Source organism: Stenotrophomonas sp. STEN147 (assembly GCF_056757995.1).
Map to the genome: position 1 here is coordinate 1 of NZ_JBRRCG010000027.1, position 17,103 is coordinate 17,103.

At 67.4% G+C, this 17,103-nt stretch carries 14 protein-coding genes; 4 read left to right on the plus strand and 10 right to left on the minus strand.

Annotation, left to right across the window (positions count from 1 at the left end; genetic code table 11):
- The 3 genes from ACVOKU_RS17900 to ACVOKU_RS17910 form a co-directional block, all read right to left on the minus strand.
- Positions 1 to 273 (minus strand): contractile injection system protein, VgrG/Pvc8 family (locus ACVOKU_RS17900; RefSeq protein WP_481560534.1); only part of this gene is annotated, 273 nt, incomplete at its 3' end.
- Positions 274 to 590: 317 nt separating this feature from the next.
- A complete protein-coding gene (locus ACVOKU_RS17905) occupies positions 591 to 1,025 on the minus strand; it encodes an SseB family protein (RefSeq protein WP_005411035.1) in 435 nt (144 codons plus the stop codon).
- A gap of 106 nt (positions 1,026 to 1,131) precedes the next feature.
- The gene (locus ACVOKU_RS17910) at positions 1,132 to 2,175 is read right to left on the minus strand and encodes a S41 family peptidase (RefSeq protein ID WP_481560535.1); all 1,044 of its coding nucleotides are present in this window, start codon (positions 2,173 to 2,175) and stop codon (positions 1,132 to 1,134) included.
- A gap of 448 nt (positions 2,176 to 2,623) precedes the next feature.
- Here ACVOKU_RS17910 and ACVOKU_RS17915 point away from each other — a divergent pair, with 448 nt between their 5' ends.
- Positions 2,624 to 3,061 (plus strand): hypothetical protein, encoded by a 438-nt coding sequence (locus tag ACVOKU_RS17915; RefSeq protein WP_481560536.1) that lies wholly within the window; start codon positions 2,624 to 2,626, stop codon positions 3,059 to 3,061.
- A gap of 48 nt (positions 3,062 to 3,109) precedes the next feature.
- On the opposite strand, the gene ACVOKU_RS17920 is transcribed toward ACVOKU_RS17915, so the two are convergent.
- The 5 genes from ACVOKU_RS17920 to ACVOKU_RS17940 are packed head-to-tail and all read right to left on the minus strand — an operon-like array spanning position 3,110 to position 8,754.
- Positions 3,110 to 4,177 (minus strand): acyltransferase family protein, encoded by a 1,068-nt coding sequence (locus tag ACVOKU_RS17920; RefSeq protein ID WP_481560537.1) that lies wholly within the window; start codon positions 4,175 to 4,177, stop codon positions 3,110 to 3,112.
- Positions 4,177 to 5,325, minus strand: a complete 1,149-nt coding sequence (gene nagA / locus ACVOKU_RS17925; RefSeq protein ID WP_481560538.1) for an N-acetylglucosamine-6-phosphate deacetylase — start codon at positions 5,323 to 5,325, stop codon at positions 4,177 to 4,179. Before nagA ends, ACVOKU_RS17920 begins: the two co-directional genes overlap by 1 nt.
- Positions 5,325 to 6,353, minus strand: a complete 1,029-nt coding sequence (locus ACVOKU_RS17930) for an SIS domain-containing protein (protein WP_065175151.1) — start codon at positions 6,351 to 6,353, stop codon at positions 5,325 to 5,327. The genes nagA and ACVOKU_RS17930 overlap by 1 nt, the downstream gene beginning before the upstream one ends.
- 7 nt (positions 6,354 to 6,360) lie before the next feature.
- Positions 6,361 to 7,428, minus strand: a complete 1,068-nt coding sequence (locus ACVOKU_RS17935; protein WP_065181755.1) for a LacI family DNA-binding transcriptional regulator — start codon at positions 7,426 to 7,428, stop codon at positions 6,361 to 6,363.
- A gap of 39 nt (positions 7,429 to 7,467) precedes the next feature.
- A complete protein-coding gene (locus ACVOKU_RS17940) occupies positions 7,468 to 8,754 on the minus strand; it encodes a sugar MFS transporter (RefSeq protein ID WP_065181756.1) in 1,287 nt (428 codons plus the stop codon).
- Positions 8,755 to 9,129: 375 nt separating this feature from the next.
- Here ACVOKU_RS17940 and ACVOKU_RS17945 point away from each other — a divergent pair, with 375 nt between their 5' ends.
- The 3 genes from ACVOKU_RS17945 (at position 9,130) to ACVOKU_RS17955 (ending at position 15,419) form a co-directional block, all read left to right on the plus strand.
- Positions 9,130 to 10,146, plus strand: a complete 1,017-nt coding sequence (locus ACVOKU_RS17945; RefSeq protein WP_053519284.1) for a glucokinase family protein — start codon at positions 9,130 to 9,132, stop codon at positions 10,144 to 10,146.
- Positions 10,147 to 10,289: 143 nt separating this feature from the next.
- On the plus strand, positions 10,290 to 12,950 hold the full coding sequence (locus ACVOKU_RS17950; RefSeq protein WP_053519286.1) for a TonB-dependent receptor: 2,661 nt from the start codon (positions 10,290 to 10,292) through the stop codon (positions 12,948 to 12,950).
- 111 nt (positions 12,951 to 13,061) lie between these two features.
- Positions 13,062 to 15,419 (plus strand): family 20 glycosylhydrolase, encoded by a 2,358-nt coding sequence (locus tag ACVOKU_RS17955; RefSeq protein WP_481560539.1) that lies wholly within the window; start codon positions 13,062 to 13,064, stop codon positions 15,417 to 15,419.
- A 54-nt stretch (positions 15,420 to 15,473) separates the two neighbouring features.
- Here ACVOKU_RS17955 and ACVOKU_RS17960 read toward each other — a convergent pair whose 3' ends face one another.
- Positions 15,474 to 15,848 (minus strand): VanZ family protein, encoded by a 375-nt coding sequence (locus tag ACVOKU_RS17960; protein ID WP_065175153.1) that lies wholly within the window; start codon positions 15,846 to 15,848, stop codon positions 15,474 to 15,476.
- A gap of 14 nt (positions 15,849 to 15,862) precedes the next feature.
- Positions 15,863 to 17,047, minus strand: a complete 1,185-nt coding sequence (locus ACVOKU_RS17965) for a class I SAM-dependent methyltransferase (protein ID WP_053519292.1) — start codon at positions 17,045 to 17,047, stop codon at positions 15,863 to 15,865.
- Between the last annotated feature and the right edge of the window lie 56 nt (positions 17,048 to 17,103).

Consider the following 17,103-nt stretch of genomic DNA (forward strand, 5'->3'; position numbering starts at 1 on the left):
CGCCAGCCACGGCTGCAGGCGCAGCCGGTAGCGTGCCAGGCCGCCATTGCTGCCCAGCCGCTCGGCGGCGGTGATGCGTCCATGCAACGGCCGCAGGCTGCCGTCGGCCTGCTGCATCTGCAGCAGCGCGCCCTGCCCGATCAGCGGGCCCAGCGACAGGCCCGCATCCAGCGACAGCGCCGTGATCGTCCATTGGAAACCGATGCCGTCGATCTGTTCGACGCCATCCAGCGTTTCGGCCACCAGCACGTCGGTGCCGCAGGGGGTGTGCAACCTGAGAAAGCGATCGTCGCTTCGCGGCGCTGCAAGCGCCGCGAGCAACGTCGCATGACGGAGGTGATGCGGAAGTCCTTCCATGAGCAACGCGCGTCCGGCTTGAAACGGGCCAGACTGTTCGGCTGCAGGGCACAGAAGAAAGAGTCAAAGACGACAACGCAGACATGCCAGCGCGGAGACTCACGCACTGCAATGCCGTTTCTCTGTCGATGAAAGCCTCAAAGTGATCGTCGAATCACTTCTCAGCGGCAAACCCGGTCCTTATGCGACACCACATGTGAGCGCATCCGGATCCACCACCGGCACCGGTGTAGTCAGTGCGCCATGCCCCGCGTGATCGCAGCGGCGCGCTGCTTCAACTGCGCCACGGCATCGGGAATCATCTCCATGCCCACGTCCAGGCCGGGGTTCAGCACCAGGCCGACACCGTCGCCGATTCCGGCCAGCAGCGCATGCACCGCGATCGGCATGGCATGCGCGAACTGCGGCAGCTGTTCGTGCCACAGGCCGGCACGCTCGGGGGCGGTGAACACCGCGAACATCGGCTCGCCACTCTCGCTGGTCAGCACCAGGGGCGAGATGCTCTCGTCCCATGCGCCGTCTTCGCCGATGGCCTTGTCCAGCAGCACGAACGCCGTCGAGGTCAGCAGCCCATCGAGGAACTGCGACGCGGTCAGCGTGCCATCCTGGGCCTGCAGCAGGCGCACCTCGAGGTCGTTGAGGGGTTCGAACGGGGTGTCGTGGTCCATGGTCGCTTCCGCTACGTGATTGCAGGAGAGACTTTAACAGGCCGGGCCCTCGAGCGATGAACCGGTGTAAGCGGCGCCTCCCACGGCTCGCCTTCCTGCGTGCAGATCAACGCCCCGAGCAGGCGGGCTGGGCCAGCAGCCAGTCCTGCGCGGCCTGCAGACCGGATGCTCCGGGGGCGGTGGGCTGATCCGGCTGCAGCTGGCGACCGTCACCCTGCCCCTGGCGGTCGGTCATGACATTCACGGTCAGCAGCAGCATGCTGCCATCCACCAGGGGCACGGGTTGATTGCCGGTGGAATAGCCTGCACTGGGCTGGCCGAAACTGCGGCTGCCGGGCTGCCCGCGGAAGGCCAGCGCCACGGCCTCGCCCGAACTGGCAGTACGGGGGCCGAACACCACCGCGACCGGTGCGGGACCGCTGCGCAGCGCATAAGCCGCCTGGCGCGAGCGAAGCCGCGAATTCGCGCCATCCAGGACCTCTCCGTCGCGTTGTCGCCACGGCCGTTGCCCTTCGGCGCTGCGGAAGCCGCCGATCACGGCCCCTTCCTTATCCGGGGTGCCCTGCAACAACGGCAGCAGGCCCAGCAGCATGGGCCACATGTTGCCGCCGCCATTGCCGGACAGATCGACCACCCAGCCGCACCGCGTGCCGTCATCCAGGGTCAGGATGCGGTGCTGCAGCGCCAGCGCGTAGGTTCTGCGAGCGTCATACCGTGCCTGCTCGCCCGCCTGAGGATCGTCCAGGAACGGGCTCACCTGCAGTACTCCGACGCGCGCATCGGCCTGCCACGGCATTGGCGACGCCGCATCCTGGCCGGCCTTCAAGCGTTGCGCACGCCCGGAACGCTGGCGTTGCAGGCTGGGCGGAATCCAGCGGCCATGGCCGCCCGTGCTGCGGGTAGCGGCGTCATCCAGCAACTGGCGCCGGCCAGCATCATCGGTTGCGGCGGCCAGCATCGCACGTACACCGGCCCAATCGACACGGTCGTGGTACAGCGCGCGTGCCTCCAGCAGCTGCAGCATCTGCACCTGCGCCTCCGGTGAGGGCAGTTCAACCGCGGATGCCGAGGCCGTTGCGGCCATCGTCTGCGCAGCCCACAGCACGACCACCGTCGCACCCGCGCGGCGCACTCCGTTGCAGATCTGCATACGACGTTCCTTGCCGTTGAGTCAGGCGCCCAGCATAGCGGGTTGATGATCGGCACGGCCATCGCGCAGGTTGTCGCATCTGGACTGGCTGGCAGCGCAGGCATTGCGCGATGCCGACACGGCGCTCCGGGCGCGAGGAAGGCAGCCGATACGAACACACACATTGCAACTTTGCCCATGTCATCGCGCTGTGGAAGGCGTGACCCTGATGCTGTCGGCGCTCGCTGCGCTGACCGGGATTGGCGTCCCGAATGAAGCTTTTCAACGGCGGGCTTGCGACAACATCGCGGGCCCGAGTAGTGCACCCTCCGTCGTTCTGCGGCGGGCGGTGCGTGGGGATCTCCGGATCCGCCGGCTTTTTCTCCGTTGAAAAGCTTCACCGGCACGCCAACCCGCACCGCCCGCCACCCTGCGCCCCGCAGGTGGCCTTGCCTGTGAGGTTGCCACCATGACCCTGCCCCATCCCACCCATCCCCGCCTGCACGCGCTGCTGGGCAACGCCCTGCCTGGGCTGCGGCTGCCCGCCGCTGCCGCCGACATCCTGGAAGATGCGCTGGCCGCAGCCCACGAGAACGTGCCGCAGCCTGCATTCTTCGCCCGGTTACGCAGCATCGCGCGCGGCGACGGTGCCAGCGGCCAACCTTGGCCCGAAACGCGGATCACGGAAGCGAGGGCGCGTGATCTGGCCGGCGCTACGCGCTGCCTGGCCGCGGTGTCTTCCTGCGCAGGACTGCTGCTGGCCGCGCAGGCGGCGCGGGAGATGGACGATGCCCGAGCGCACTGCCCGCCGCAGGTGGAAGAAGGGCTGCTGCACGCGGTACAGGTGCTGGCCGATCACGCGGGGGCGCTGGTGGAGCCCGCAGCGGCAGTCCCCGGCCAGCAATGAGCCGAGCTGGCCCTGCTCCACCGCAGGTACGTCCATACCCCGGCGCTGTCAGATCTTGAGATAGATCCTGCGCCGGTCCAGCCACCACGCGACGCCCCACCACAGGGTGACGAAGGCCAAGCCCTGCAGCATCGACGCCAGTTCCGGCGCACCCGGCATGGCCGCCGCCAGCTGCTGCCAGACCCAGCCCCAGGTGCCGGTTGCCAACAATGCCACCGACATCACCGAGGCCCCCAGATACGCGGTGATCGCGTTCACGCCGAAACGACGGCCCCACGCGGGCCAGCCCTTCTGGTCGATCAGCACATGCGCCAGCCACAGGGCCAGCGCCGCAAGACCTCCGGTCCACAGCACGTAGCTGGGCGTCCACAGCTGCTTGTTCAACGGCAGCACAATGGCAAGCAGCAGGCCCAGCACTGCCGTTGCGGCGCCCAATCCCGCCAGCGCCACGGCACGACCGCTGCGCAGCAGTGCGCCGGCCAGCAAGCCCAGGGTGGTGCTGGCCAGCGCGCCCAGCGTGCTCAGCAGCCCTTCCGGGTCATGCCCAAGCCCGGTATCGGCGTGCCACTGGTAGATCCACGGGGCGAACAGCGCGGTATCCAGACGGCTGGCCGGGTTGGTCCATGGCGACAGATCACCGAGGCCGAGCAGCAGCACGGTATAGCCCACCAGCAGCCCGACAAGCACCCCGACCTGCACGTGCAGCCGCGCATACACCGCCAGCAGGCCAACCAGCGCCGCACACACCGCGATGCGTTGCAGCACGCCCCAGATGCGGAAGTGATGCGTATCCAGCGCCCACCAGATCAGCAGATGCAACAACGCCCCGGCTACCAGGATGCGCAACGCGCGCTCCAGCACCCCACGCGCCAGTGTGGGTCGCTTCGAAGCATCGAGCGCGCGCGGTGCCACGCTGAAGGCCATCGACACGCCCACCAGGAACAGGAAGAACGGGAACACCAGATCGGTGGGCGTGCAGCCATGCCAGTCCGAATGACGCAGCGGTGCGAACACCGCACTCCAGTCGCCCGGGTTGTTGACCAGCAGCATCGCTGCCACGGTGATGCCGCGCAGGGCGTCGATCGAGCCCAGGCGCGCTGACGGCGCAGCACTCATCAGGCGGCCTCGTACTGTCCGGCAATCCAGGTGCCCCGCACCTGCAGGGCATCGTCCAGCAGCACCAGGTCGGCCTGGTAACCCTCGGCGATGTGGCCCAGCCGGTCGTCCACATTGAGGAACTGCGCCGGATAGGTCGAGGCCATGCGCGCCGCTTCGGCAAGCGGCTGGCCGAGCAGCTGCACGGTGTTGCGCACGGCCGTGGCCATGTCCAGTGCCGAGCCGGCCAGCGCGCCAGCTGCGTTGCGCACCACCCCATCGACGGCAGTGATGGTCTCGCCATACAGCACATAGCTGGGATCATCGGCGCCGACCGGCGGCATCGCATCGGTCACCAGCAGCAGGCGGCCGCGTGGCTTGGCCGCCAGCGCTACCCGCAGGCTGGCCGGATGCACGTGCACGCCGTCGACGATGATGCCGATCCAGCTGTCGCGATCTTCCAGCGCGGCACCCACCGCGCCCGGCTCCCGGCCCTGCAGCGGCGACATCGCGTTGTACAGATGGGTGAAGCCGCGCACACCGGCATCCAGGCCGGCGCGGATCTCTTCGTACGTTCCAGCGGTATGTCCAGCCGCGACGATCACCCCGCGCTCCACCAGTGCGCGGATCGACTCCAGCGGTACCCGTTCCGGCGCAAGGGTGAGCAGGGTCACGCCATTGTCCAGCGAGGCGGCCAGCGCGATCTCCTCCGCATCGGGCACGCGGAATTTGCTGGCGTCGTGGGTCCCCTTCCGTGCCGGGGCGATGTACGGCCCTTCCAGATGGATGCCGATGACACCGGGTACGCCTTGAGCGATGGCTTCGCGCAAGGCGGCGATCGCCTCGCGCATCACCGCCACGTCATCACTGATCAGCGTCGGCAGCATCGCGGTGGTGCCGAAACGGCGGTGCGCCTGCGCGATGGTGCGCAGTGCCGCCACGTCCGGCGTGTTGTTGAACAGCGCGCCGCCACCGCCATTGACCTGCACGTCGATGAAACCCGGCAGCAGCCAGCCGCCGCCGAGGTCCATCTGCTCATCGGCCTGGCCGAGCTGCGGCGCGGCATCGGGGAGCAGCGCGCTGATCTTCCCGTCCTCGATGAGCACTGCCAGGTCATCGCGGAAACCATCCCCGACCAGGATGCGGGCATTGCGCAGCACCGTTGCCATCACACGGTCTCCGTGACCTTGTTCAGATGCGGCGGCAGGTCCGGGTTGAACCCGCGGCGCAGCGCCAGCGCATTGATCGCACGGTAGAAACTCTGCACGGTGAGCAGCGGGGCGCACAACGGATGCGGCGCGGCAGCCACCGGCAGGTTGCCTGCGGCGCCGGCCATCCACACCTGCGCACCACGCGCTGAGAACTCCTCCACCACGGCACGTGTGCCCGCGCCGGTCTCATCGGGCTGGGCGAAAGCCAGCACCGGGAAGCCGCGGCCGACCAGCGCCATCGGGCCATGCTTGACCTCGGCCGAGCTGTAGGCCTCGGCATGCAGACTGCAGGTTTCCTTGAATTTCAGCGCCGCTTCCTGCGCGGCGCCAAGGCCGAGCCCACGCCCGAGCACGAACAGGTTGGTGGCATCCACCAGGCCATCGGCCAGCGCCGTCCAATCGCACTGCCATGCCTCGCGCAATGCATCCGGCAGCAGGTCCAGCGCAGCGCGCAGGCCACTGTCCTGCTTCCAGTAGGTGGCCAGCTGCAGCAGTGCCGCCAGCGACGCCAGGTAGCTCTTGGTCGCGGCCACGCTCTTCTCCGGGCCCGCATGCAGCGGAATCACCGTGTCGGCCAGCTGCGCCAACGGCGAGTCCTCGACATTGACCAGTGCGACCACGCGCGCGCCGGCGGCCTTGGCCGCTTCGGCATTGCGCAGCAGATCCGGACTCTTGCCCGACTGCGAGATGACGATGAACAGTGCACCGCGCAGCTGCAGCGGCGCGGCATACACCGAGCCCACCGACGGCGAGGCGGAGGCGACCACCAGGCCCAGCTGGGTTTCCAGCAGGTACTTGCCGTAGGTGGCGGCATGATCGGAGCTGCCGCGCGCGCAGGTGACCACGAACGGGGGTGGCGCGGCGCGCAGGCTGGCAGCCAGCGTCTCCATCGTGGCGTGGTTGCGCGAGAACTGGCGGGCGACGACGTCGGCCGCTTCAGCGGCTTCGGCGAACATCAGGGTGGAGGTGGGGTCGGACAGCGACATGGCGGGCTCAGGCAGGATCGGAAGGGAGTGGGCGGGCGCCGGCGGGACGCATCGGCGCAGTCGACCCGCGCACGATCAGCTGCGGCACGAAGCCCTGGTTGTGCAGCGGTGCCGGCGCGTCGTCATAGGCATCGCTGCGCAGCTGCGCGATCAGCAGGCGCGCGGCGTGGCGTGCGATGTCCTCGGTGGCCTGCTTGGCGGTAGTCAATGGCGGCCAGGACTGGCGCGAGAACGGGCTGTCCTCGAAGCCGGCAATGGACAGGTCATAGGGCACGTTCATCCCCGCCGATTTGGCAGCGGCCAGCACGCCCGCAGCGATTTCATCGTTGGAACCGAAGATGGCGGTGGGCGGTTCGCGCAGCGCCAGCAGGCGGCGCGCGCCCCGGAAACCGTCGTCGAAGGTGTAGTCGCCCTGCACCACCAGATGCTTGTCCACGGTCATGCCGTAGTCCTTCAGCGCCGCTTCGTAGCCGGCATAACGTTCGCCGGAAGAGCGGTGCGAGCTGCCACCCCACAGGAAGCCGATGCGCTGATGGCCCAGCTGGATCAGATGCTCGGTGATCTCGTAGGCCGCTTCGCGGTCGTCGACGAACACGCAGGCTCCGTCCGCCGGGTCCTCGGTCGCCGCGATGATGCGCACCAGCTTGATGCCGCGTGCGGTCAGCGCCTGCACCAGATCGCGGCGCTCGGACATCGGTGCGGTCAGCACCAGGCCGGCCAGGCGCGAGCGCTGTACCCAGTCGGCCAGTTCATCGGCCAACAGGGGCGAGCTGGAGTCGCAGGGATGGATCTGCAGGCCGAAGCCGGTCTCCCGGCACGCGGCCAGCACGCCGTTCTGCACGCCGATGATGTGGTACGGGTTGGGGTTGTCGTAGACCAGCCCGATCACGAACGTGGTCCCGCTGCGCAGGTTGCGCGCGGACGGATCGGGCTCGTAGTCGAGCTCGGCGATCGCCCGCAGCACCCGCGCACGGGTGGCCTGCATCACGGAGGGCTCGTTGTTGATCACCCGCGAGACCGTCTTCAGAGAGACCTTGGCCTTCTCCGCGACGTCCTTGATGGTCGCTCTGCGCATGGGTTTTCCCTGGGGTTGGCTGCCGTCCATCATCGCCTATCAGCGCTCCTGCGGCAGGCCGGCGCGGTGGCCGATGACCGAGTAGAACAGGATGTACAGGTAGCACGGCACCATCAGCAGCACGAACACCAGCTGGAAATCGATGTGCTGCTTGAGCACGGCGAACAACTGCGGAATGATCGCGCCACCGGCGATACCCATCACCAGCAGCGCCGAGCCGGTCTCGGTGAAACGGCCCAGGCCACGGATCGCCAGCGGGAAGATGGCCGGCCACATCATTGCGTTGGCAAAGCCCAGCAGGGCCACGAAGGCCACCGAAACGTAGCCGTGGGTGGCCCAAGCACCGAGGCAGAACACCACGCCCAGTACCGCCGAAACGGTCAGGTAGCGCGACTGCGAAACCACCCGGGGAATCAGCAGCAGGCCCACCACGTAGCCGGCCAGCATCGCCGCCAGGGTCAACGAGGTGAACATCTTGGTCTGGTCCAGCGGCAGGTCGAAGCCGTGGCCATAGGTACCGATGGCATCACCGGCCATCACTTCCACGCCGACATACACGAACAGGCAGAGCACGCCCAGCCACAGGTGCGGGAACTGGAAGATGCTGCTGCGCTCGGCTGCGCCAGCGGCCATCGGGGTGGCGTTGGCCTCGGAGGACTTGATCTCCGGCAGCGGCGAGAACAATACGGCGACGGCCAGCAGCACCAGCAGGCCGGCCATCGCCAGGTACGGTGCATGGATCTTGGCGGCGAACTCATTGAGCAGGGCCACCTTGGTGACCGCGTCGGCCGCCTGCACCTGCTTGTCCAGGTCACCGATGCCATGCAGCACCAGGGTGCCGATCAGCACCGGCGCCAGCATGCCGGCGATCTTGTTGCAGATGCCCATCAGCGCGATGCGACGCGCTGCGGTCTCGATCGGGCCGAGGATGGAGATGTAGGGATTGATCGCCGTCTGCAGCAGGGCCAGGCCGCTGCCGATCACGAACAGCCCGCCCAGCGCGCCGGGGTACCAGCGCTGCGTCGCGAATTCACCGAAGAGTGCCGCGCCGCCGGCCATCACCAGCAGGCTCAGGCTGAGGCCCTTCTTCATGCCGGTGCGGCGCAGGATCCACGACGACGGCAGGGCCAGGAAGAAATAGGACAGGTAGAACACCATCAGCACCAGGAAGGCGCCGACCTCGCTGAGCTCGAAGGCCAGCTTGACGAAGGTGATCAGCGGGCCGTTGAGCCAGGTGAAGAAGCCGATCAGGAAGAACAGCACGCCGACGATGGCGATGGAGGTGGCCACGTTCGGGCGCGCGCTTGCAGCGGGGACGGCGGACATCAGGAGGGCTCCTGCGGCGACGGTCGCAGAGCGCGGCGTCGGAGAGTGGCTGGGAACAACGTTGTCACATTCTTTCGATGGACAACGGCGGTTTGTCAACTTCCCTGCGCGGGGCAACGCAGGCCATGCTGCATCGCGCAACCGTCGCGTGCGGTCGCGTGCTGAATGCGCTGGAGCCGTTGAGCCCCGTGCAGCAAGGGCTCCGCCGTGAAGGCGCTGTTCACGCCATGGAAACGTTTACCACACGCCTCATTCGTTGCGCCGCAGCAACGAAAGTGTCACGAACTCGTTGACATCGTTGTCAACGGAGTTACAGACTCCGCCCAACAGCCGGCCTCACCCTCGGATCCGGCGCCCTCTTCAGCAGGAGCCCGCGTGACCGCCAGCCATCCCGCCCCGGCCCATGTCCTGTCCCGCGTCGCGCCCTCGTTCCTGGCCGCCGACGTCGGCGGCACCCATGTGCGTGTCGCCCGGGTCCAGGCCAGCGGCGATGCCGCCCATCCGGTGCAGGTGCTGGAATACCGCAAGTATCGCAATGCCGACCACGCCGGCCTGAGTGCGATCCTGTCCGACTTCCTGGGCGACGGTCCGCGCCCGGCGCATTGCGTGGTGGCCACGGCCGGTTATGCGCGCGAAGACGGGACGGTCATCACTGCCAACGTGCCCTGGCCGCTGTCCGCGCGGCAGATCGAGGCCGACGTCGGCGTACAGCAGGTCCACATCGTCAACGACTTCGAAGCGGTGGCCTATGCCGCGGCACAGGTCGACGCCAGCGGCGTCCTGCACCTGTGTGGGCCGGAAAGCGCCCCGCGCGGACCGACCCTCGTGGTCGGTCCGGGTACGGGCCTGGGTGCGGCACTGTGGATCCCGACCGCCCATGGCCCGGTCGTGCTGGCTACCGAAGCCGGGCAACCGACGCTGGCCGCCAGCACCGAACTGGAAATGGCCATCGTCCGCCACATGCAGCGCGAGCGCGCTCACGTGTCGATCGAGCACGCAATCTCCGGCCCCGGCCTGATGAACCTGTACCGCGCGGTGTGCGCCCTGCAGGGACAGCAGCCCACCCTGGCCAGTCCGGACGCGGTCACCGCCGCGGCGATGGCCGGCACTGATGCGCACGCACGCAAGGCGCTGGATGTGTTCTGCGGCCTGCTCGGCAGCACCATCGGCGACATGGCCCTGTTCTACGGCGCCCATGGGGGCGTCTATCTGGCCGGCGGCATCCTGCCGCAGATCCGCGAGTACCTGCGCACCAGCACCTTCGTCGAGCGCTACCTGCAGAAGGGTCCGATGGGCGAAGCACTGGCACGCATCCCGGTGAAGGTGGTCGAGCACGGCCAGCTGGGCGTGGTCGGTGCTGCCAGCTGGTACCTGCAGCAGTCCGCCGCCTGACACCGCAACAGGCTTCAACGCAATTGCAGCACGCAGTACGTGGCACGCCAATGCACGGGACATCGCCGCCGCCCCGCGCACGTCAACGCAACCGCAACCGAACACCGCCGCCGGCACCCAATCGAGTGATGAGGAGAGACATCATGAACACCCGCAAGACCCTGCTTTCGGCCGCCATCGTCAGCTGCCTCGCTTTCAGCGCACATGCCCAGCAGGCTGCGCCGACCGCAACCGACCTGGACACCGTGACCGTCACCGGCATCCGTGGCTCGATGGAGAAGTCGCTGGATACCAAGCGCGAAGCCAACGCGCGCGTGGAAGTGGTGACCGCCGAAGACGTCGGCAAGCTGCCGGCGCACAATGTGGCCGACACCCTGCAGCGCCTGCCCGGCGTCAACATCAGTTCGTCCAGCGCCGACGAAGGCGGCTTCGATGAAGCCGACCGCGTCAGCCTGCGTGGCACCAGCCCGAGCCTGACCCAGACCCTGATCAACGGCCACACCGTCGGCTCGGCCGACTGGTTCGTGCTCAGCCAGGGCAACAACGTCGGCCGCAGCGTCAGCTACTCGCTGCTGCCCTCCGAGCTGGTGAGCTCGGTGGAAGTGAACAAGTCCTCGCAGGCCAAGCTGCAGGATGGCGGCACCACCGGTACCGTCAACATCATCACGCGCAAGCCGCTGGAGTTCGCCAAGCCCTTCAGTGCGGAAGCCTCGGTGGGTGCGGTCCGTTCGGACCAGGCCAAGTCGACCGACCCGCAGTACTCGGCGCTGTTCAACTACAAGAATGACGCCAACAATTTCGGCGTGATGCTGCAGGCCTTCTACCAGAAGCGCGAGCTCCGCCGCGAGGCGCAGGAAATCCCTGGCGGTTTCACCCGGATCGGCGCCGATGATCCGGTGGCCCTCACCAATCCGGACCTGATCGGCGTGGCCGTCCCCGGCCTGCTGGGTTCGACCCTGTTCGAACAGACCCGCGAACGCAAGGGCGGGCTGGTGACCATCCAGTTCAAGCCGACCGACACGCTGAACCTGTCGCTGAGCGGCTTCTCCTCCAAGCTGGAAGCCAACAACTACAACCGCAATTTCATGCTGTGGGGCGGCAACTTCGCCAAGTCGCAGGCGCCGAACCCGGGCTACACCGTGACCGACGGCGTGTTGAGCAATGCCACCTACGCGGGCGTTCCGGGCACCAACTACGGTGTCTACGACATGATCTACCGTGAAGCCACGGCCAAGACCAACTACGTCACGTTCGATGCCGACTGGCAGATCAACGACACCCTGGACATGAAGTTCCAGGCCGGTACCACCAAGGGCACCGGTGAAACCCCGCGCCAGTTCATTGCTGAAGTCACGCTCGGCCAGGGCGGCGGTGCCAGCTGGGCAACGCACGGCGCCGGTTCGCCGGTGGACTGGAACATCGGCGGCGACATCAGCCCCAGCGGCGTCACCAGTTTCGGCACGTGGGGCAACCAGCTGGTCCGCGCCGAAGACAAGGAAGACTGGGCCACGCTGGACTTCAGCCAGTATTTCGGCACCGGCGTGCTGAACTCCGTGGACTTCGGCGTGCGCTTCGCCGACCACGAACGCGAAGCGCTGTCGCCGGAAGGTGCGACCCCGGGTGACATCTGGTCCGCACTGCAGGGCAGCGCCACCGCCAACTATCCCAGCGGCTTCGCCGGTGATGTCGGCGGCACCTTCCCGCGCAACATCTGGTACTACACGCCGGATGCACTGAAGAACGCGATCATCAACAACTCCACCTGGCTGGCCGGCAACGATGGCCCCACCGGCCGCCACAACTACGGTGCCGAGTGGAAGGTGAAGGAGAAGAACTTCGCCGGCTACGTGCAGGCCAACTTCAGCGGCGACTGGTGGAGCGGCAACGTCGGCCTGCGCTACGTCAACATCAAGCAGGACATCGACACCTACAACGCGGTCAGCAATGCCGCCGATGCCGATGTGAGCAGCCTGTTCGGCATGTGGGAGCGCACCGCCTTCCAGAACAAGCGCAACCGCGTCCTGCCCAGCGCCAACATCAAGTTCGACCTGGACGACAGGCTGGTGCTGCGCGTGGCCGCGTCGCAGACCCAAACCCTGCCGGATTATTCGGCGCTGGGCGCTTCGTCGTGGGGTTCGGACCTGAACAAGACCGGCGGCGGTGGCAACCCGAACCTGAAGCCGACCCTGTCCACCAACTTCGACGCCAACCTGGAGTGGTACTTCATGCCGCGCGGCCTGCTGTCGGTCGGTGCGTACCACATGGACATGAAGGACTACATCGCCTTTGACGTGGTCTCGCGCCAGCTGTACAGCGAACTGACCAACCAGCTCGAGACCTACCAGATCTCCACCCCGATCAATGCCGACGGCAAGGTCACCGGCGTGGAAGTGGCCTATGAGCAGCCGATCGGCGAGTACTTCGGCATCAACGCCAACTACACGTACGCCAACGGCACCACGGCCCACACCTGGTCCGACGGTTCGCACAACCTGCTGGGTACCTCGAAGAACACCTACAACGTGGGGGCCTACTTCGAGAACGAGCGTTTCGGGGCACGCGTCAGCTACACGCACCGCTCGTCGTTCCTGATCAGCCTGTCGGGCACCAACCCGTACTACCAGGATGATTTCGGCACGCTGTCGGCCTCGCTGAGCTACAAGGCCACCGACTGGCTGAGCATCAGCCTGGATGCGCTGAACCTCAACAACCCGACCTACAAGTACTACCAGACCGCGGCCATTCCGACGTCGTTCTACAGCAACGGCCGCCAGTACTACCTCAACTTCCGCTTCAAGTACTGATCCATCGGCCGCGTCATCGCCGAGTCGTGCACGCACGCCGGGCCTGGGTCATTCCGGGCCCGGCGTTTTTCATGTATAGCGTTCATCGCACCGTTCCAAGGAGTCGTTCCGATGGTCAAGCCCTTCCGCGCCAGGATGCACGGCGCACTGCTGCTGGGCAGCCTGTTTGCCCTGCTGCCGGCCCTGCCGGCCTTCGCCGCCGATCCGGTGCCCGCCGCTGAAGCTCCTGGCCCGCAGCTGCGCGCCAACAGCCTGATGCTGATTCCTGCCCCCGCCAGCGTGCAGCCCGGCCAGGGCAGTGGCATCACTGTGTCCGCCACGACCGCGCTGTACGCAGACGGCGAGGCCGCGCAGCGGGTCGCCACCCAATTCGCCGACCTGCTGGCGCGCAGCGGCGGCCCGCGCCTGGCGCTGGCTACCGGCAAGGCCGCGGCCAAGGCCGGCGGCATCCGCTTCCAGATCGTTCCCACCTTCCGCGACAGTGGCGAGAGCTACACGCTGGAGAGCACCGCGGAGGGCGTGCTGGTGCAGGCCGGCAACGAGACGGGCCTGTTCTACGGCGCCACCACGCTGGCCCAGCTGGCCACCGGCGGCAGCCAGGGCGCGCTGCCGGCCGTGCAGATCCAGGATGCGCCGCGTTTCCCGTGGCGGGGCTTCATGCTCGACTCGGCGCGGCATTTCCAGAGCCTGGACGAGATCAAGCGCGTGCTTGATGCGATGTCCGCGCACAAGCTCAACACCTTCCATTGGCACCTGACCGATGACCAGGGCTGGCGCATGGAGATCAAGCGCTACCCGAAGCTGACCGAGGTCGGCAGCTGCCGCCTGCCGGCCGGCGATGGCGGCATCGATCCGGTGACCAGGCAGGAGTACCCGTACTGCGGTTTCTACACGCAGGAGCAGATCCGCGAGGTGATTGCCTACGCGGCCAAGCTGCATATCCAGGTGATTCCGGAAATCGACGTGCCGGGCCATGCCACGGCCGCGATCGCCGCCTATCCGGAGCTGGGCTCGATCAGCACGCCGCTGAAGCCGATCAGCGAATGGGGCGTGTTCCCCAACCTCTTCAACGTGGAAGACAGCACCGTGACCTTCCTCGAGAACGTGCTGGAGGAGGTGATCGCACTGTTCCCGGCGAAGTACGTGCACGTGGGTGGCGACGAGGCGGTCAAGGACCAATGGATCGCCTCAAAGCAGGTGCAGCAGCGCATGCGCGAGCTGGGCATCAAGGATGAGATGGCCATGCAGAGCCACATCATCAAGCGCCTGGAGACATTCCTGGAGGAACACGACCGGCGCCTGATCGGCTGGGACGAAATTCTCGAGGGCGGGCTGCCCCCCCAGGCTACGGTGATGTCCTGGCGCGGTACCGAAGGCGGCCTGGCCGCTGCCAGCGCCGGCCATGACGTGATCATGTCGCCGGTCGGCTACCTGTACCTGGACTACCTGCAGACCGCCTCGCCCAATGAACCGCCGGGCCGCCCCACGCAGGTCAACCTCGGCAAGCTCTACAACTTCGAGCCGGTGCCGGACGAACTGCCCGCCGACAAGCGCGGACACATCCTCGGCCTGCAGGCGAACATGTTCACCGAGCACACCCGCAGCTATGCGCGGCTGCAGCACAACCTGTTCCCACGCCTGGCGGCGCTGGCCGAGACCGGCTGGAGCCCGCCCGGGAAGCGTGACTTCCGCGACTTCCTGGCACGCCTGCCGTCACAGCTGCAGCGCTACCGCGCATGGGGACTGGCCTATGCACAGACGCCGTTCGAAGTGGGCGTGGCGTACCACGATGATCGCGCCGCAGGCACGGTGACGGTGTCGCTGGCCAACCCGCTGGGCTACGAGGTGCGCTACAGCACCGATGGCCAGCCGGTGACCGCGCAGTCGCCGCTGTACCAGCAGCCGCTGACCGCGAAGGTGCCCGCCACGGTACAGGCCGCAGCGTTCTACCAGGGCCGGATGCTGGCCGCAGAGCCCACCGTAGCCGCGTTCACTCCGCAATCGCTGCTCGCCCGCCGCAGCGACGAACTGCTCAGCTGCGTTGGCAACAAGGGCCTGGTACTGCGCCTGGAAGACGATGGCCCGCGCGAGGGCGCACGCGCGGTCTTCAACGTGGACATCTTCCAGCCCTGCTGGCGCTGGCCACAGGCGCAGCTGGACGGCATCGGCAGCGTGGAGGTGCGCGCCGGTCGCATCCCCTACTACTTCCAGCTGGCGCATGACGAGCCGAACCGTCGCTTCGAGAAGGCCAGGCGCGCGCACGGCGAGATGCTGATCCGCCGGGGCAGCTGCACGGGCAAGGTGCTGGCCGAAGTCCCGCTGCCGGCCACGCCCGATGCCGATGGCTTCGTGAGCCTGCGTGCGACGCTGCCGAAGGGCACGCATGGCACCGACGACCTGTGCATCAACTTCACCGGTGATACCCGCCCGGCGATGTGGGTGCTGGACGAAGTGACGCTGCAGAAGTAACCGGAGGCCGTGGAGCCGGCCATGCCCGGCTCCACTTCAACCAGGGAAGGCGTGTCAGCCCCGCCAGCGCAGCAGGAGGTCGCGCAGCGGGGTCAGCGCGAGGCCCAATCCGGCAAGAACGCCAACCGTGTTGGCGAGGGCGTCCATCGGGTCGGCCATGCGGTCGCGTGTCAGCGCCCCCTGTGCGAACTCGATCCCGATTCCCATCAGCACCAGGCCCAGCCCGACCCACAGCAGCGGACGTCCTTGCCGGAATAGCTGCACGGCACTGCCGGACAGAATGAAGTACGCCAGGAAATGCTCGACCTTGTCGCCGTTCTCCGGCACGGGAATCGGTGGCGGCGGAATCAGGCAGACCACGATCACGAACAGCACGGCCAGCACCCACAGCGCAGTCCATAGCCGCGGCCGCCGCAGCGGCTTGATCATGCGCGCCGTCGCGCTCACAGGCGCCAGCTCAGATCGCCCAGCGCGAACGCCGGCTCGAAGTCGATTCCACGCTGCAGGCCGATCGCCTGGAAGCGCTCGCCCATGCCGGTCGGCAGGGTCAGCTTCTTTACCTGGTCGCGCAGCTGGATGCGCCCCACCTCATCGGTACGCTCTTCGGCCAGGCTCAGCACCTGGTCCAGGCCATTGCCGATCAGGAAGCTGGCCTGGCTGCAGTACCCCGCCAGCTCGAAGCCACCGTGCAGGCCCGCTTCGGCCATCGCGGTGAAGTCCACCGAGGCCGTGATGTCCTGCAGGCCCGGCCAGCGATGCACGTCGTTATGCACGTGGTGGCGGTAGAAGGCGCGCACCGTGCCGTCGTCGCGATCGTGCTGGTAGAACTCGCTGCGGCTGTAGCCGTAGTCGATGAACAGCATCGCGCCACGTTGCAGGCCGCCCGCCACTGCCTGCAGCCAGTACGGCAGCTGCGGCAGCACCTCCGAGCGGTATCCGTCGGCGAAGGGCCTTTCGAGATAGCGCTCGATGTGGCGCACGGCGCCGTTGAGCAGAATATCGGCCGGCTGCGCGCCGCGGATGAAGTTGCCCTCCGCGTCCAGTTCCACGGTCTCCTCATAGACCTCGCCGTCCCTGATCAGGAAGCGCGGGGTCGGAAGTGCGTCGATCACCTCGTTGGCGAACACCACACCTTCCCAGTCCTCTTCGAACGGACGGTCGATCCAGTCCACGCGCGTGGCCAGCTCTGCCGGCAGCGCCTGCTGCAGGCGCTGCTGCTGGCGCTGGCGCAGGTCGGCACTGGGTTCAAGGATGGCGTAACGCGAAGGCACCGCATCCAGCTCGGCCAGCCGCAGCAGCACGGCTTCGGCGAAGGCACCGGTGCCGCCGCCCAGCTCCAGCATTCGCGACTGCGCACCGAGCTGGGCGAACACCGGCGCCAGCGCATTGGCCACGCTGCCGGCGAACAGGCCGCCCAGCTCGGGCGCAGTGGTGAAGTCGCCACCGCCACCGAACTTGCTGGCACCGGCGCTGTAATAGCCCCACCCGGGTGCGTACAGGCACAGTTCCATGAAGCGGGAAAACGGCATCGCGCCCCCCTGGGCGAGGATTTCAGCGCGCAGTGCGGCGGCCAGCTGGTCGCTGTGGGCCAGGGCGTCGGCATCGGGCAGAGGGAAGGTAGGCTGCATGGCGTCTTCGAATGCGGTGACAATGGTGCACAGGATAGCCGAGCCTTGGAGGACCC

Bases quoted from the DNA above. Each gene is read 5' to 3' on its own strand.
- ACVOKU_RS17930 (WP_065175151.1), bottom strand. From the start codon at position 6,353: ATGTCGCTGTCCGACCCCACCTCCACCCTGATGTTCGCCGAAGCCGCT.
- ACVOKU_RS17950 (WP_053519286.1), top strand. From the start codon at position 10,290: ATGAACACCCGCAAGACCCTGCTTTCGGCCGCCATCGTCAGCTGCCTC.
- ACVOKU_RS17935 (WP_065181755.1), bottom strand. From the start codon at position 7,428: ATGCGCAGAGCGACCATCAAGGACGTCGCGGAGAAGGCCAAGGTCTCT.
- ACVOKU_RS17965 (WP_053519292.1), bottom strand. From the start codon at position 17,047: ATGCAGCCTACCTTCCCTCTGCCCGATGCCGACGCCCTGGCCCACAGC.
- ACVOKU_RS17905 (WP_005411035.1), bottom strand. From the start codon at position 1,025: ATGGACCACGACACCCCGTTCGAACCCCTCAACGACCTCGAGGTGCGC.
- ACVOKU_RS17955 (WP_481560539.1), top strand. From the start codon at position 13,062: ATGGTCAAGCCCTTCCGCGCCAGGATGCACGGCGCACTGCTGCTGGGC.
- ACVOKU_RS17940 (WP_065181756.1), bottom strand. From the start codon at position 8,754: ATGTCCGCCGTCCCCGCTGCAAGCGCGCGCCCGAACGTGGCCACCTCC.
- ACVOKU_RS17920 (WP_481560537.1), bottom strand. From the start codon at position 4,177: ATGAGTGCTGCGCCGTCAGCGCGCCTGGGCTCGATCGACGCCCTGCGC.
- ACVOKU_RS17960 (WP_065175153.1), bottom strand. From the start codon at position 15,848: ATGATCAAGCCGCTGCGGCGGCCGCGGCTATGGACTGCGCTGTGGGTG.
- ACVOKU_RS17910 (WP_481560535.1), bottom strand. From the start codon at position 2,175: ATGCAGATCTGCAACGGAGTGCGCCGCGCGGGTGCGACGGTGGTCGTG.
- nagA (WP_481560538.1), bottom strand. From the start codon at position 5,325: ATGGCAACGGTGCTGCGCAATGCCCGCATCCTGGTCGGGGATGGTTTC.
- ACVOKU_RS17915 (WP_481560536.1), top strand. From the start codon at position 2,624: ATGACCCTGCCCCATCCCACCCATCCCCGCCTGCACGCGCTGCTGGGC.